The sequence below is a fragment of the Streptococcus suis genome (assembly GCF_002960625.1).
GTDB lineage: Bacteria > Bacillota > Bacilli > Lactobacillales > Streptococcaceae > Streptococcus > Streptococcus suis_T.
This window is the reverse complement of record NZ_POJH01000031.1, coordinates 141,354-157,572: the sequence shown is the minus strand read 5'-3', so window position 1 is coordinate 157,572 and position 16,219 is coordinate 141,354. Positions and strand designations below refer to the sequence as shown.

Annotated in this window: 16 protein-coding genes; 11 read left to right on the top strand and 5 right to left on the bottom strand. The window is 43.9% G+C overall.

All coding sequences use genetic code 11. The annotated features are described in order from the left end of the window. Positions 1–12 precede the first annotated feature (12 nt). The 5 genes from C1G49_RS07630 (at position 13) to C1G49_RS07610 (ending at position 4,420) form a co-directional block, all read left to right on the top strand. Positions 13–1,461, top strand: coding sequence for an amidase (locus C1G49_RS07630; RefSeq protein WP_105125217.1), 1,449 nt, complete (start codon positions 13–15; stop codon positions 1,459–1,461). 127 nt (positions 1,462–1,588) lie between these two features. Further along, the gene (locus tag C1G49_RS07625) at positions 1,589–2,467 is read left to right on the top strand and encodes a transporter substrate-binding domain-containing protein (RefSeq protein WP_105125216.1); all 879 of its coding nucleotides are present in this window, start codon (positions 1,589–1,591) and stop codon (positions 2,465–2,467) included. A 91-nt stretch (positions 2,468–2,558) separates the two neighbouring features. Beyond that, complete coding sequence (locus C1G49_RS07620) at positions 2,559–3,230, top strand: amino acid ABC transporter permease (RefSeq protein ID WP_105125215.1); 672 nt, start codon at positions 2,559–2,561, stop codon at positions 3,228–3,230. A 264-nt stretch (positions 3,231–3,494) separates the two neighbouring features. Beyond that, complete coding sequence (locus tag C1G49_RS07615) at positions 3,495–3,947, top strand: pyridoxamine 5'-phosphate oxidase family protein (RefSeq protein WP_105118318.1); 453 nt, start codon at positions 3,495–3,497, stop codon at positions 3,945–3,947. A gap of 131 nt (positions 3,948–4,078) precedes the next feature. Further along, on the top strand, positions 4,079–4,420 hold the full coding sequence (locus C1G49_RS07610) for a metal-sulfur cluster assembly factor (RefSeq protein ID WP_105125214.1): 342 nt from the start codon (positions 4,079–4,081) through the stop codon (positions 4,418–4,420). 29 nt (positions 4,421–4,449) lie between these two features. Here the strand turns inward: C1G49_RS07610 and C1G49_RS07605 are convergent, their stop codons facing one another. The 5 genes from C1G49_RS07605 to C1G49_RS07585 all read right to left on the bottom strand — a co-directional run bounded on the left by C1G49_RS07605 (position 4,450) and on the right by C1G49_RS07585 (position 9,137). Then, positions 4,450–4,836, bottom strand: coding sequence for a DUF6176 family protein (locus tag C1G49_RS07605; protein ID WP_105125213.1), 387 nt, complete (start codon positions 4,834–4,836; stop codon positions 4,450–4,452). A 54-nt stretch (positions 4,837–4,890) separates the two neighbouring features. Beyond that, positions 4,891–6,606, bottom strand: a complete 1,716-nt coding sequence (gene ilvD / locus C1G49_RS07600; RefSeq protein ID WP_105125212.1) for a dihydroxy-acid dehydratase — start codon at positions 6,604–6,606, stop codon at positions 4,891–4,893. Between the two features lie 159 nt (positions 6,607–6,765). Continuing rightward, positions 6,766–7,188 carry a hypothetical protein gene (locus C1G49_RS07595; protein WP_105125211.1) on the bottom strand — a complete coding sequence of 141 codons (423 nt, stop codon included), beginning with the start codon at positions 7,186–7,188 and terminating at the stop codon, positions 6,766–6,768. Beyond that, entirely contained in the window at positions 7,163–8,098 is a 936-nt protein-coding gene (locus C1G49_RS07590) for a phosphodiester glycosidase family protein (RefSeq protein ID WP_105125210.1), read from the bottom strand. Before C1G49_RS07590 ends, C1G49_RS07595 begins: the two co-directional genes overlap by 26 nt. Continuing rightward, entirely contained in the window at positions 8,085–9,137 is a 1,053-nt protein-coding gene (locus tag C1G49_RS07585; RefSeq protein ID WP_105125228.1) for a bifunctional glycosyltransferase family 2/GtrA family protein, read from the bottom strand. Before C1G49_RS07585 ends, C1G49_RS07590 begins: the two co-directional genes overlap by 14 nt. 223 nt (positions 9,138–9,360) lie before the next feature. On the opposite strand from C1G49_RS07585, the gene C1G49_RS07580 reads away from it, so the two are divergent. The 6 genes from C1G49_RS07580 to C1G49_RS07555 all read left to right on the top strand — a co-directional run bounded on the left by C1G49_RS07580 (position 9,361) and on the right by C1G49_RS07555 (position 16,191). Continuing rightward, the gene (locus C1G49_RS07580) at positions 9,361–11,064 is read left to right on the top strand and encodes an acetolactate synthase large subunit (RefSeq protein ID WP_105125209.1); all 1,704 of its coding nucleotides are present in this window, start codon (positions 9,361–9,363) and stop codon (positions 11,062–11,064) included. Then, entirely contained in the window at positions 11,057–11,533 is a 477-nt protein-coding gene (gene ilvN / locus C1G49_RS07575; protein WP_105125208.1) for an acetolactate synthase small subunit, read from the top strand. The genes C1G49_RS07580 and ilvN overlap by 8 nt, the downstream gene beginning before the upstream one ends. 190 nt (positions 11,534–11,723) lie before the next feature. Beyond that, positions 11,724–12,746: a ketol-acid reductoisomerase gene (gene ilvC / locus C1G49_RS07570; protein ID WP_105125207.1), complete on the top strand. Its 1,023-nt coding sequence runs from the start codon at positions 11,724–11,726 to the stop codon at positions 12,744–12,746. Positions 12,747–13,732: 986 nt separating this feature from the next. After that, entirely contained in the window at positions 13,733–14,983 is a 1,251-nt protein-coding gene (gene ilvA, locus C1G49_RS07565) for a threonine ammonia-lyase IlvA (protein WP_105125206.1), read from the top strand. Between the two features lie 9 nt (positions 14,984–14,992). Continuing rightward, positions 14,993–15,898: an SPFH domain-containing protein gene (locus tag C1G49_RS07560; RefSeq protein WP_105125205.1), complete on the top strand. Its 906-nt coding sequence runs from the start codon at positions 14,993–14,995 to the stop codon at positions 15,896–15,898. Between the two features lie 83 nt (positions 15,899–15,981). Continuing rightward, positions 15,982–16,191 carry a hypothetical protein gene (locus C1G49_RS07555; RefSeq protein ID WP_009910800.1) on the top strand — a complete coding sequence of 70 codons (210 nt, stop codon included), beginning with the start codon at positions 15,982–15,984 and terminating at the stop codon, positions 16,189–16,191. Positions 16,192–16,219: the final 28 nt, after the last annotated feature.

The following is a 16,219-nucleotide window of genomic DNA, read 5'->3' as shown; positions in this document are numbered from 1 at the left end:
ATAGAGGTCCTTATGGAATGGAAAGATGCGACAGCCATGGCTCAGGCTGTCAATCAGAAACAGGTTTCTGCCAAGGAATTGGTACAAGAAACGATTGACAGAATAGAAAAACTCAATCCCACCCTCAATGCGGTTGTCAGCAAGCAATATGAAGAAGCCTTGAAAGAAGCGGAAAAAGAAGACTATCTGGGTAAGCCATTTGCAGGGGTTCCCTTCTTGCTCAAGGATTTGGGGCAAAATGAAAAGGGGCAGCCATCTTCTGCAGGTTCTCGCCTGCTTGCTGGTCGACCAGCAGGCCATACCGATACCTATGTCCAACGCTTGAAGGACTTGGGTTTTATCATTGTCGGTCGAACCAACACGCCAGAATTCGGCTTCAAAAATATCTCAGACGCCAGCATACATGGAGCAGTCAATCTTCCCTTGGATACTAGCCGTAATGCCGGTGGCTCAAGTGGTGGTGCAGCCGCAGCACTAGCTTCAGGCATGGTTTCTATTGCAGCTGCATCGGATGGCGGGGGGTCTATTCGCATCCCTGCCTCCTTCAATGGCTTAATTGGGCTCAAAACCAGTCGTGGTCGGATTCCAGTTGGACCTAAGTCCTATCGTGGCTGGCAGGGGGCATCTGTCAATTTTGCCCTGAACAAGTCGGTACGCGATACCCAGCGCCTGCTCTATCATTTCCAGGACTATCAGCTAGAAGCTCCCTTTCCCCTTGCCAAGCTGAGTGAAGAGGAGGTTTTTGGAAAAGGTTCACGCCCCCTTAAAATTGCCTATTATACCAAGTCGCCAGTAGGCAGCAAGGTCAGTCCTGAAGCGGTAGAAGCGGTTCAAAAAGCCTGTCATCACTTGGCAAATTTGGGGCATGAAGTGGTGGAATTATCAGAATATCCTCTGGATGGAGTGGCCCTGATGAAATCCTTCTACCTGATGAACAGCGTGGACACAGCCCAGATGTTTGACGACATCGAAGCAGCTTTTGGGCGTCAGATGACCTTGGATGACATGGAAGTCATGTCCTGGGCTATTTACCAGAGCGGGCAAACCATTCCAGCCAAATTGCACTCCAAGGCCCTCTTGGACTGGGACCAGTTTGGAGCCAGAATGGCACGTTTCCATGAGGAATACGACTTGCTCCTGACGCCGACAGTGGCGGATGTAGCGCCCAAGCATGGGCAATTTGACCTGCCAGCAGATTTGCTGGACCGCCTCAAGCAGACCCAGAATTATTCTATGGAAGAGCAGCAGGACCTGATCTGGCAAATGTTCGAGGATAGTCTGGCCCTAACCCCCTTTACGCAGCAGGCCAATATTTGTGGTCAGCCAGCTATTTCTCTGCCAACTTATGTGCGGGCTGACGGCTTGCCAATCGGCATTCAATTCACAGCAGCCAAGGGACGAGAGGATTTACTCTTGCAGTTGGCAGACCAGATGGAGGCAGCAGGTTTACTCAACTTGTAAGGGAATACATTTTTCAGATAAAATACTTGCCAAATCTCCTTAAAAGTGTTACCCTATAAAAGTTGGTGGGTTAACACCGAGAAAAAGAAAACAGAGAAGCCCAAGCTTCCAAAGGAGATTAGAACCTATGTTGAAAAAATTGTTGGCATCAGCCCTGCTTGTTTCATCAATTACTCTTGCAGCTTGTTCAAATACTTCAACAAGCACAGAAAGCTCTTCTTCAGCTAGCCAAACCCAGTGGGAAAAAGTACAAGAAGCAGGTGTCTTGAAAGTTGCTACACCAGGAACCCTCTTCCCAACTTCTTACTACAACGATGCCAAAGAATTGGTCGGTTATGAAATTGACATGATCAATGAAATTGGTAAGCGTTTGAAACTGGAAATTGAATACCAAGAAATCGGTGTGGCAGAAGCCTTTACAGCGGTTGACAGTGGTAAGGTAGATATTTCTGTTAACAACTTTGACATGACCGAAGCTCGTAAGGAAAAGTATAACTTCTCTATCCCTTACAAGTATTCAGTTGGTGGTTATATCGTCCGTGAAGATGGTTCATCAGGGATCGAAGCAGCTGACTTGAGCGACTGGACTGGCAAGAAAGCTGGTGGTGGCGCAGGTACTCAGTACATGAAAATTGCTGAAAAGCAAGGTGCGGAGCCAGTTATCTATGACAACGTAACCAACGATGTTTACTTGCGTGATGTATCAACAGGTCGTACAGATTTCATTCCAAACGACTACTATACACAAGTAATGGCTATCAAGTGGGCAAATGCTAACTTCCCAGACATCAAGGTGAAGATGGGTGATGCTAAATACAACCCAACAGAACAAGGGATTGTTATGAGCAAGGCTGACACAAGCTTGAAAGAAAAAATTGACGAAGCTCTTGAAGCGATGAAAGCTGACGGAACTTTGAAGGCAATTTCTGAGAAATATTATGCAGGACAAGACTTGACAGTCCCTGTTGAAAATGCTGATAAATTGCCAGTTATCGAAGTTGAATAAGACTTGGTAAGAAATTAAATTGTATGTTGTATAGACTTTGTCAGTTAAAGACTGGCAAGGTCTATCTGGTTTTTAGGAAAGAGGAGAAGATATGGAAATCAACTGGCAGGCAGTTTTTAATGCAGAGATTGCGAAGGAAGCCGTTCCGCAGATTTTGGAAGGCTTACCTTACACTCTTTCTCTGTCTTTGATTGGTTTTGCCTTGGGTACCTTTTGTGGTTTCTTTGTTGCCTTACTTAGAATGTCCAAGTTAGCGCCCTTGCGTTGGCTGGCGATGACACATATTTCTCTCATGAGGGGCATTCCTCTCATGGTTCTCCTCTTTTTCATCTATTTTGGTCTGCCCTTCATGGGTCTACAGTTAGATGCGATTTCGGCCTCCATAATTGCTTTTACTTCCATGTCCAGTGCCTACATTTCTGAAATTATTCGTGCATCTCTTTCAGCGATTGATAAGGGACAGTGGGAGGCGGCGCGTTCCTTGGGCTTGCGGACCAATGTGATTTACAGAAAAATCATCATTCCCCAAGCCTTCCGAATTGCCCTGCCACCTCTTAGCAATGTGCTTTTGGACATGGTTAAAAGTACCTCTCTGACAGCCATGATTACTGTACCAGAGATTTTCAATAAGGCCAAGATAGTCGGTGGAGCCAAGTCGGATTATATGACAGTCTATATCTGTGTTGCCCTCATTTATTGGGTTATCTGTACGTTATATGCTGTCGGTCAAGTACACTTGGAAAAACGCTTGGCTACCTATTAAAAAACAGTTAAATCAAGATTGGAGATTGAAGGGATGGTCGTTGAATGATCATTCTTTCAATCTTTTTTAATGAAAACAGCTAGTTCTAGTCTTATGGTCTACCTGTGTCAAAAGAAGCTAGTATCAGATATTAGGTATCTGTCTTGTTAGAATGTGCAAGCTTACTTTCTCCTCTTATTATCTATTTAAATGAATGGAATTTTTCTTAACTTTCTTGCTAGAATTTGCTATAATCAAAGTAGAAAGAAGTCTAGGAGGTGTGCTATGGAATTGAAAGATATCATGGACATTTTGGAAGAAATGAAGGTAGGGATTTTTGCTACGGTTGATGAGGCGGGCAATCCTCATTCCAGACCGATTCATATTACAGCTGCGACGGAAGATGGTGTATTCTTTATGACAGGATCGGAAACTCATTTTTACCACCAATTGATGGGAGATGAGCGCCTAGCCGTCACGGCCTTATCTGAGGAGGATTATCTTATTCAAGTCATTCGAATTGAAGGAAAGGCTAGACCGGCAAGTCAAGAACTCTTGGAAAAGGTCTTTGCGGACAATCCTTATGTTCAACATGTTTACAAGGACGAGGAAAGTCGCAAGACCATGCAAATTTTTCAACTTTATGAGGGGAAAGGTTTCTACCATAGCTTGACCCAAGGTCACAAGTATGTCTTCCAGATTGGAGAAGGTCAGTCGAAGGAGATGAGAGCGATCTAATTCTCTAGACAGAAAACTTTGAGAAGCTCTTTGGAGCTTCTTTTTGAATATTCAGACAATTAAGCTACATTTTCTTGAAAAATTATGAAAAATATGAGAAAATGATAAAAACAAGAAAGTTGAGAATTCCAATGAGAGATGATATAAAAATCAATGATCGAGCAGCTGCACTTTCAAGTCAATTGATCGAAGTCCTGGAGAATATTTATGATCCGGAAATTGAATTGGATATCTATAATTTAGGCTTGGTCTATGAAATTGATTTGGATGAGAATGGATTCTGTAAGGTCATCATGACCTTTACGGATGCAGGCTGTTCCTGTACCGATACCATGCCAGGAGAATTGGTAGCAGCCTTAAAATCAATTGAGGGCATTGAAGATGCTCAAGTCGAGATCGTTTGGTCACCTGCTTGGAAGATGACCCGTATTAGTCGTCTGGGCCGTATTACACTTGGCATCAGTCCGAAATAATAAGAAAATGAGTTGCATTGTTAAGCAACTCATTTTTTAAATGTTTCGTCGTATTGTCTGTCTAATTCTTCCATGGTTTCATAAACAGGCTTAGGAATCATGATAACTTGTGGATCCAAATCGACCATACCATAGCTCGGGTCGATGCATTCTTCCCAATATTCCATGTGTTTTTTATCAATATAGGATTCTGAATCTTCGACTTCAATCCCTCCTTCAGCTTGGACAGAATACCAGTAAAGGTATTCGCGGCCGTCCAGAACTTCACGGAAGATAGTTTCGACATACATTTTCTCACCTTCAAGTGTTAGAAGGGTGTCTTCCATGTGTTCGTTGAGAAAGGCCATCCATTCATCTACTTTGGCAGTCTTGCCTTCCTTAACGCGAAAGCGGGATAGTTCGACGTTTAGTTTCATTCCATTTACTCCTTTAAAAACCCCGGTCATTGTGTGACAGGGGTTGAATTCTTTTTATTTTTTACCGCTTCGTTCTGGTCTCCAGAAGTCGGTAACGGCTCCTTTAGAGGCAGATGATACGGTATGGGCATATTTACCGAGAACCCCACGAGAGTAGAGTGGGGGGATAACAGTAGTTTTCTTGCGTTCTTCGATTTCTTGGTCAGAAACGTGCATGGTGATTTCTTTGGTATCTTGATCAACCGTCACCAAATCACCTGTGCGGAGGTAGGCAATTGGACCACCATCCTGAGCTTCAGGTGCGATGTGTCCAACAACCAGTCCATAGGTACCACCAGAGAAACGACCGTCTGTCAGAAGGGCTACCTTGTCACCTTGGCCTTTTCCGACAATCATAGAAGAAAGCGATAGCATTTCAGGCATACCAGGACCACCTTTTGGTCCAACATAGCGGACAACCACCACATCGCCATCAACGATTTCATCGGTCAAGACTGCTTCAATCGCTTCCTCTTCAGAATCAAAGACCTTGGCTGGACCTGTATGGTTGCGGACTTTCACACCAGAAACCTTGGCAACGGCACCTTCAGGAGCAAGGTTACCTTTGAGGATGATGAGTGGGCCATCTGCACGTTTTGGATTTTCAAGTGGCATGATGACATCTTGACCTGGAGTTAAGTCTGCAAAAGCTTCAAGGTTTTCAGCAACGGTTTTACCTGTACATGTGATACGGTCGCCATGAAGGAAGCCGTTTTTGAGCAAGTATTTCATAACTGCAGGAACACCGCCGACATTGTAGAGGTCTTGGAAAACATATTTACCAGATGGTTTTAAGTCGGCCAAATGAGGCACGCGTTCTTGGAAATCATTGAAATCTTCCAAGGTCAAATCAACGTTGGCAGCATGGGCAATGGCCAGTAAGTGCAGAGTAGCGTTAGTTGATCCGCCCAGAGCCATGGTAACAGTGATAGCATCTTCAAAGGCTTCACGAGTCATAATATCAGATGGTTTGATGCCCAGTTCTAGCATGCGAACAACAGCACGACCAGCTTCTTCAATATCAGCCTTCTTCTCAGGAGATTCAGCTGGGTGAGAAGAAGAGCCAGGAATGGACATGCCCATTACCTCAATGGCAGTAGCCATGGTATTGGCAGTGTACATACCACCACAACCACCAGGACCAGGACAGGCATTGCACTCAATCTGACGAACTTCTTCAGCAGTTAAGTCGCCATTGTTCCATTTTCCGATTCCTTCGAAGACAGAAACGAGGTCAATATCTTTTCCATTGAGGTTTCCTGGTGCAATGGTTCCACCGTAGGCAAATACGGCAGGAATGTCCATATTGGCGATAGCAATCATAGAACCAGGCATGTTTTTATCACAGCCACCGATTGCGACAAAGGCATCCACGTTATGCCCTCCCATAGCTGCCTCAATAGAATCTGCAATGATATCACGTGAAGTCAGTGAGAAACGCATTCCCGGAGTCCCCATAGCGATTCCGTCTGCAACGGTAATGGTACCATATTGAACAGGCCAGGCACCCGCATCTTTAACCCCTTCTTTGGCTAATTTTCCAAAGTCATGAAGGTGGATGTTACAAGGTGTATTTTCAGCCCATGTCGAAATAACCCCAACAATCGGTTTTTCAAAACTATCGTCGGTCATTCCTGTTGCTCGTAACATGGCACGGTTGGGCGACTTGACCATCGAATCGTAGACAGAACTACGATGACGGAGGTTTTTTAGTGTATCTTTATCGGTCATTACTCTTCTCCCTATCCTTTTGAAAGTTATTTTATTTATTATACCATAGTTCTGAGGGAAATGAAAAAGGATTTGTTAAATGATGCGAAATTTCTGAATTTTGCAAAAATAAAACAAAACAGCCTTGGATGTTTTAAAGGCTGTTCTAGTTTATTCTTGTTACTGAGCAGTTGCTCGGAGCTGTGCTTTCTTGTTTCCGGTAAAGAAGAGGCTAATCAAGGCAAGAACTAAGAATCCTGCACCGACAAACCAATAGGGTTGGTCCAAGGTTGTCGAACGACCAGATAGGTTAATGATACCACGGAGTAGGAAGCCTGCTGTGATAGTTGCTACACCTGAATTCCAGAGATTGAAAGTCAGACGTGATAGGTTTGGCTTGATAGTGAGCAAGCCAAGGAGTAGCCCACCACCAATCAGGGTCACGCAGAACATGTAGTGCATAAAGACAGAGACTTCACCATAACTAAGGCTTTCATAGATTCGGCTGAAGATGAAGAGGAAGGCTGTTGTAGCTAAGTATGTGATGAAGGTGCGTGCAGTACGCCCTGATGTTTGATTAGTAACCGATGTAGACAATGTCACTCACCGCCCTTTCTGAGATAGTATTTCCGTTTGTTGTTGGGTTGTTAATTACTTGACCGTTGAAGTAAAGCGTAGATGAACCCCCACCGTCAAGGTTATAGGCTGTTTGCACGCCATACTGTTTCATGACTTCGGCCATTTGATAGAGTGAGAGTCCTTCACTTTCTGAAGTACGTCCATCTGCGACAACGATAATGTAGTGGTTTTCATCAATGATACCGATAGCAGAGCGAGGGTTTGATGCCATGGCACGACCGACTTCTGTTGATGTATCGACAACGATCTCACCATTTTCAACCAAGGTTGGTCCGAAGGCTAAGAGGTTGACCACACCCTTGTCAATCAATTCTTGGGCAGTAATCTCATTTTCATAAATGATTTCGAATGAGCCGTCTGCGTAGATAGCCAAGTCACCGTAAGATGCGTTGTCGCGAACAGTATCACGGTAGAGAACACCATTTTTAATAACATAACCAGTTGAGTTGGCTCCGTAGTAATCACCATTAACCGCTAGGATAGCATTGTTTGCAGCAGCTGTTTCTGAGGTTTTGGCTGTTACGTTTGTACCGTAAGTGTTTTGAGCCAAGGCTGTTTTTAAATACTCTGGCGAGCTAACTTGGATATCTGCTACATAGACAGTTGTATTGTTGGTTGTGATGGTTTCCAAGTTGATTTGGATATTGTCATCCCTATAGCTGGTATCTGTCGTAGATACGTTTGTTGCGGTGGTAGCAGCTGTCGATGAAGAAGAGGTAGTTGTATCTTGGCTACTTGCTGTGGTATTGCTTGCAGCTACTGTTGAGATGGCCTCTGAGATGACGAAGGTTTTGAGCATAGAATAGGTGAATCCACTGGTTAAGAGCATTCCGAAGATTGAAGCGTAAGCAAAGGGTTTTTTAAGCAATTTCATGGGAAAATGATTTCCTTTCTTTAAAGATGATATTTTTTTGAACAAACCATGAAGCTAGGAATAGGAAGAGACCAACTGCCAGTTTGACAATGTAGAGATTGAGTCCTAGAATTTGGTGGAAGAGATAAAGAAGCGCAGTGTCACAAAGGAAGAGGATAAGGGCTAAAGTAAAGTAGCCGGCTCCAGTACGAGTGACGCTTTCTTTATTTTTAAAGACTAACTTCTTGTTAAGGGCAAAGTTACAGCTAGCACTACAAATGCGTGCAATGCTATTCGCGACTAACAAGCGTGCGGCAGTCGGTAGTCCTGTTAGCAACAACAATGCCAGAGCATACACACCGTAGTCTACTAGAAAGCCACCAAATGATGCCAGGGCAAACTTGAAGAGATTCTTATAAATTAGTAGTCCGTCTTTGATAGGACGAAAATGTGAACTAGCATTGTCATCGATATAGATGGTTTGAATGGGAACTTCTGTGATTTTATAGCGTTGACTGGCCTGGGTCAGCATATTCATCTCGTATTCATAACGATCTCCCTCAACTCCTAACATAAGGGGAATCAAATCGGTATGGAAACCACGTAAGCCTGTTTGTGTGTCTGTTACATTGACACCGGTTTGTAGTCTGAACAATACTCTGGTTAGTTTGTTACCGAAGCGACTGCGGAGAGGGATGTCTTTGGTAAATTGACGAACACCAAGGATGAGGCGACTTGGTAAATTCATTGCTGCGCGTGCTACCCGATCAATATCATTGACAGCGTGTTGTCCATCCGCATCAGCTGTAACGATGACACCTGGCTTTCTCAAATCTTGGATAAAGCTAAAAGCTGTTCGTAGGGCTTGTCCCTTTCCTTTGTTGACATCGTGGTGGAGAACAATGGCATAAGTTTTGGCGATTTCAATAATATTTCTTGATTCGCCTGTACTTCCATCATCCACAACGATAATCTGGCAATTCAGTCTATTTTTCATTACTTCTAAGAGTTGGATTAATTTTTCATCTGGCTGATAAGCCGGTATCACTACATAATACATATCATAAACCTCGTGTGTTTTTCTTGATGAGTCTACTATACGGGCCTTTCCTAAAAGCAAGCTAAAACTAGACAGGACTTGCGATTTGCTTAAGTTTGCTTTAAGAATTTTTTCGGAAATATTTAAGAAAACAAACAAATGTAGGAATTTTCAGAAAATTCCTTGACATTCTATCTCCTTGTGATATTATAGTAGATAACATTTGCAGAGAGGAGGAGTATTCGTGCAAGAAATTCAATTAGACCAACCACGTTCGGGGTCTTATCTAATCTTGGATACCTTGCATCAATTAGGGGTAGACCTGGTCTTTGGTTATCCAGGAGGAGCGGTCTTACCTTTGTATGATGCGATTTACCAATATGAGGGTATTCAACATATCTTGGCTCGTCATGAACAAGGTGCAGTGCATGAGGCAGAAGGTTACGCTAAATCATCAGGAAAGGTGGGGGTAGCGATTGTAACTTCTGGTCCAGGAGCAACAAATGCCATCACAGGAATAGCGGACGCTATGGGAGATAGTGTTCCCCTCTTGGTCTTTACAGGTCAAGTGGCTACACGAGGTATCGGTAAGGATGCCTTTCAAGAAGCCGATGTCTTGGGAATGACCATGCCAATTACCAAGTATAATTATCAAATTAGAGATACCGCTGATATTCCTCGTGTCATTACAGAGGCTCTTCATATCGCAACAACAGGTCGTCCAGGTCCGGTTGTCATTGACGTTCCAAAAGATATTCAAGAGAGATTAGTTGATTTTTATCACGATCCAACTGTTCAACTTCCAAGTTATCAACCAACAGTTGAGCCGAATGGCTTGCAGGTCAAGAAAGTATTGAAACAACTGACCCAAGCCAAGCAACCTGTTATTCTTGCTGGTGGAGGTGTCAATTACGCAGATGCCAATCAAGAGCTGATTGCCTTTGCGGAACGTTATAGGATTCCAGTTGTTTCTACCTTGCTAGGTTTAGGTGCTATGCCGATTGAGCATGAATTAGCACTAGGTATGGGTGGTATGCATGGTTCCTATGCTGCCAATATGGCTATGAATGATGCGGATTATATCATCAATATCGGAGCTCGTTTTGATGACCGTTTGACAGGTAATCCTCTCAGCTATGCACCCAACGCAACCGTTGCCCATATTGATATCGACCCAGCTGAAATCGGTAAGGTTAAGAAAACAGCCATACCAGTCGTAGGAGATGCTAAGGCAACTCTCCAAGCCTTGCTCAAGCTGGAAACTGTGGAAACAGATTACGCTGACTGGACCGCCCAGGTCTTAGAAAATAAACGCAGAGCACCATTCTGGTATGAGGGAGATTCTGAATTTATCAAACCACAACAGGCTATTGAATTAATTGGTCAATTAACCAAAGGAGATGCGATTGTGGTCACAGACGTCGGGCAACACCAGATGTGGACCGCTCAGTTCTATCCTTATAAACATGCTCGCCAGTTAGTGACATCAGGTGGCATGGGAACTATGGGATTTGGTATTCCAGCAGCCATTGGTGCCAAGTTAGCCAATCTAGACAGGGAAGTTGTCTGCTTTGTTGGGGACGGTGGTTTCCAGATGACCAACCAGGAATTAGCCATTCTCAACGGCTATGGTGTACCGATTAAGGTGGTTCTGATTAACAACCACTCGCTCGGCATGGTCCGTCAGTGGCAGGAGTCCTTCTATGACAAACGTCGTAGCCAGTCTGTCTTTGATGCAGAGCCGAATTTCCAGCTGCTAGCGGAAGCCTACGGAATTGCTCACTACAGTTTTGACAATCCAGCGACCCTGGCTGAAGATATGAAAGTTATTTTGGAAGACAAGCCTATGTTGATTGAAGTGCATATTTCCAAAGCAGAACACGTTCAACCAATGGTGCCAGCTGGTAAGAGCAATGCAGAGATGTTGGGGGTGAAGTTCAATGCGTAGAATGTTAACAGCAAAATTACGAAATTCATCAGGCGTCCTCAACCGCTTTACAGGTGTCCTATCTCGTCGGCAAATCAATATTGAGTCCATATCTGTTGGTCCGACAGAAGTAGATGGCATTTCCCGAGTTACAGTGATTGTCGATGTGGCAACCATGGATGAAGTGGAGCAAATCATCAAACAGCTCAATCGCTTGATTGATGTGGTTCGTGTCCGTGATTTGACAGATATTCCCCACTTGGAACGGGAAGTAATCTTGGTTAAGATTGTTGCTCCACCAGCTAAGCGGGCAGAAATTTTAGCCATTATCCAACCTTTCCGGGCCAGCGTTGTTGATGTAGCACCCCACTCCATTACCATCCAAATGACTGGTGACGGAGATAAGATTGACGCCCTTCTGCGTGTGATTCAGCCTTATGGTATTAAAAATATCGCAAGGACGGGGGCAACTGGCTTTAGCCGCGACTAACCTAGTCGCACACTTGTCTTTTACTTCGTCGTTAGCTCGGCTTGGCATACCATTAGTATAGCCTTTGCCTCGCTGCCTAGAATTAAAAGAAAGATGAGCAACTAGGAATGTACATGATAGACCATGTTAAAGAGCCTTCATTTTCCTAGACCGCTCAAAACCACAAATAAAAAATAGAAAAGAGAATTTTATGACAGTAGCAATGCAATATGAAAAAGATGTAACAGTAGCAGCACTTGACGGTAAGCGTATCGCCGTTATCGGCTATGGTTCACAAGGTCATGCTCATGCCCAAAACTTGCGTGATACAGGACACGATGTTATCATCGGTGTGCGTGCAGGTAAATCATTTGACAAGGCAAAAGAAGACGGTTTTGAAACTTTTGAAGTAGCAGAAGCAGCAAAACAAGCAGATGTTATCATGATTTTGGCTCCAGACGAAATCCAGGCTGACCTTTACAATGACGAAATTGCTCCAAACTTGGAAGCAGGAAATGCCCTTGGTTTCGCTCATGGTTTCAACGTTCACTTTGAATTTATCAAGGTTCCAGCTGATGTGGATGTCTTCATGTGTGCACCAAAAGGTCCAGGTCACTTGGTTCGCCGTACCTTTGAAGAAGGTTTCGGTGTACCAGCCCTTTACGCAGTTTACCAAGACGCTACTGGCAATGCTAAACACATCGCTATGGACTGGGCAAAAGGTGTTGGTTCAGCCCGTGTAGGTCTTTTGGAAACAACCTTCAAGGAAGAAACGGAAGAAGACTTGTTTGGTGAGCAAGCAGTTCTCTGCGGTGGCTTGACAGCCCTTATGCAAGCTGGTTTTGAAGTCTTGACAGAAGCTGGCTATGCACCAGAATTGGCATACTTTGAAGTTCTCCATGAAATGAAACTTATCGTTGACCTTGTTTACGAGGGTGGTTTCAAGAAAATGCGTCAATCAATCTCAAACACTGCTGAATTCGGTGACTATGTATCAGGTCCACGCGTGATTACAGACCAAGTTAAAGAAAACATGAAAGCAGTTCTTGCGGATATCCAGTCTGGTAAATTCGCCAACGACTTCGTCAACGACTACAAGGCTGGTCGTCCACGTATGGAAGCTTACCGCAAAGAAGCAGAAGGACTTGAAATCGAAAAAGTCGGAGCAGAACTCCGCAAAGCAATGCCATTCGTCAGCCGCAACGACGACGATTCGTTCAAGATTTATAACTAAAACAGTCCAGTGGACTGTTTTAGCCCTCGCCTGAAAATGAGAAAGCGAGGCAAGTCCAGTGGACTATTTTAACCCGAGCTTGACAACAAGAGAGCGAGGCAGCCTGCGGATAGGCTATTCTAGCCCTTGCCCAGAAATACGAAAGCAAGGCAGTTGAAGTGGAGTGAAAGAGTCTGGGGCTAGACTCTTTCAGCTGGTCGCCTAGAAATGTGAGAGCGACCATACGCCCTCGCCTAAAAACGAGAAAGCGAGGCAAGTCCAGTGGACTATTTTAACCCGAGCTTGAAAACAAGAGAGCGAGGCAGCCTACGGATAGGCTATTCTAGCCCTTGCCCAGAAATACGAAAGCAAGGCAGTTGAAGTGGAGTGAAAGAGTCTGGGGCTAGACTCTTTCAGCTGGTCGCCTAGAAATGTGAGAGCGACCATACGCTCTCGCCTAAAAACGAGAAAGCGAGGCAGCCTACGGATAGGCTAGTTGACACTTGCTGTCGCAAGTTTTATTTCCTGCTTCCAACAGTTCCCCAAACTGTTGGAACCCTCGCCTGAAAACGAGAAAGCGAGGCAAGTCCGGGGGTCTAATTGACACTTGTTGTCGCAAGATTTATCTCCAATCTATAGCAGTTCCCCTAGAAATAGGTAGTTGGAAAAGCTTTTGCTTCCCTATCCTATTTTTGCAGTTAGAGCGCTTTGGGAAAGCTTAGTAGACAAGACATATTAAAGAGCTGGTGGGGCCAGCTCTTTTGACCGTCTATTTATGCTATAGTCATTCAATAGATAGTATTTGCTTTCTTCGGATCCCTATGTCTAAGTGTAATTCGATCCATCATTAGAGAGGTTACTTTGACCCACTCAAGGAAGAATACTATAGCTAAAAAGTTCGGTATTTGACCGAAATATATAATATTATTTTAAATATGCGTATAATTGTTAGTATTATTTTGAAAATACTGGTACAATATGATTGATAGAAAGAAATTAGTGCAAAAATGATTACAGCAAAAAACATAGAACAGGCTTATGAAGTTCTGAAAGGAGTGGTTGTCCGGACTCCTTTGGATTACAGTCGTTACTTATCAGAGAAGTATGGAGCCACCATCTATATCAAACGTGAGAATGAGCAGCACGTTCGCTCTTTTAAAATTCGAGGTGCCTACTATGCGATATCGCAATTATCCGATGAAGAAAAGGCGCTAGGTGTAGTCTGCGCCTCAGCCGGAAACCATGCCCAAGGGGTGGCCTATACCTGTCAAGAAATGCAGATTCCAGCGACGATTTTTATGCCCATTACAACTCCTCAACAAAAGATCGGACAGGTTCGTTTCTTTGGAGGGGACTGTGTAGACATTCGTCTAGTGGGGGATACCTTTGACGAATCAGCTCAAGCTGCACAGGAATATACCAAAGAAACTTGTAAGACCTTTATCGATCCCTTTGATGATGACGATGTTCAGGCAGGTCAAGGGACAGTTGCTTATGAAATCCTAGAAGAAGCCCAAGAGCAGACGATCAGCTTTGATCAAATCCTCGTACCTGTAGGTGGAGGTGGTTTGATTGCGGGTGTTTCTGCCTATCTCAAAGAACATGCACCAGAAATCAAGATTATCGGTGTTGAAGCGAATGGGGCTCGTTCCATGAAGGCTGCATTTGATAAGGGTCGCCCTATTAAGTTAGCAAGCATTGATAAGTTTGCGGATGGGATTGCAGTTCAAAAGGTTGGAGCCACAACCTATGCTGTAGCCCGTAAGCATGTTGATAAGCTGATTGGAGTAGATGAGGGCTGGATTTCAGGCACCATTTTAGACCTCTATTCAAAACTTGGGATTGTAGCTGAACCTGCTGGCGCAGCAACTGTAGCAGCTCTAGAAGTCGTTAAAGACAAGATTAAGGGGCAAACCATTTGCTGCATCATCTCTGGTGGTAATAATGATATCAACCGTATGCCAGAAATGGAAGAACGTGCCCTCATTTATGAAGGGATTAAACATTACTTTGTAGTGAATTTCCCACAACGTCCAGGTGCCTTGCGTGAATTTGTAAATGATATTTTAGGGCCAAATGATGATATTACTCGCTTTGAGTACATCAAACGTGCCAATAAAGGTACAGGTCCAGTCTTGATCGGGATCGCCCTGGGCAATAAGGAAGACTACGTCCAATTCCTTTCTCGCCTAGAAGATTTCGATCCTCAGTATATCAATCTTCATGAGAATGATTCTCTCTATAAGATGCTTGTTTAGGAGGAAATGATGGCTCTTGGTTCAATTATTTTTATCGTTAGTTTCTTATTTGTTGTATTGCTTGCCTTGGTTTTGGTTATTTCGGGGCTATATGTGGTCAAGCAGCAGACAGTTGCCATTGTAGAGCGGTTTGGGAAGTACCAAAAGACTTCTACCTCTGGTATTAACTTTAAAATCCCCTTTGGTGTAGATGTGATTGCGGCCCGTATCCAATTGCGGATGCTACAGAGTGAGATCGTGGTAGAAACCAAGACCCAGGACAATGTCTTCGTGACCATGAATGTGGCTACGCAGTATCGTGTCAATGAAAATAATGTCACAGATGCCTACTACAAACTCATGCATCCAGAGGCTCAGATTAAATCCTATATTGAAGATGCCTTGCGGTCATCAGTTCCGAAGTTGACCTTGGATGAACTCTTCGAGAAGAAAGATGAAATCGCCCTTGAAGTACAAAAGCAGGTGGCGGAAGAGATGTCGACCTACGGTTATGTTATTGTCAAGACCTTGATTACCAAGGTTGAGCCAGATGCCGAGGTTAAGCAATCAATGAATGAAATCAACGCAGCTCAGCGGAAACGGGTTGCGGCCCAAGAATTGGCAGAAGCCGATAAGATTAAAATAGTCACTGCTGCTGAAGCAGAAGCTGAAAAAGACCGCCTACACGGTGTGGGGATTGCCCAACAAAGGAAGGCAATTGTAGACGGACTAGCAGATTCTATTCGTGAATTGAAAGAGTCTAACATCAGCATGACGGAAGAGCAGATTATGTCTATCTTGTTGACCAACCAATACTTGGATACATTAAATAATTTTGCGCAAGGAGGTAATCAAACAATCTTTTTACCAGCGAATGCTGGCGGAGTGGAGGATGTACGTACACAAATATTATCTGCTCTAAAGGTTAAAAATTGAGTAAAATCCGAACATTTTACTTGACAATTCAAGGCAATTTGTATTATACTAAATTGCACGAATAAATTGGAAAGGGGTTCCTAATGACTAGTTACGAAAAAGTTGCCGCTGTTGTCGGCTGGGTACGCGAAAAGAAAATCACTGGCTACCGTATCAGCAAGGAAACAAATGCTCGTGAGATGTCAGTTATCGCTCTTGCACAAGGACGCGCTAAAATTGACAACATTTCATTTGCGACTGCCTTGGGGTTGATTGACTTTTACGACAAAAACCACAAGAAATTTGAAAACTAATCTAAATCATAGTATTTAGACGATTGCA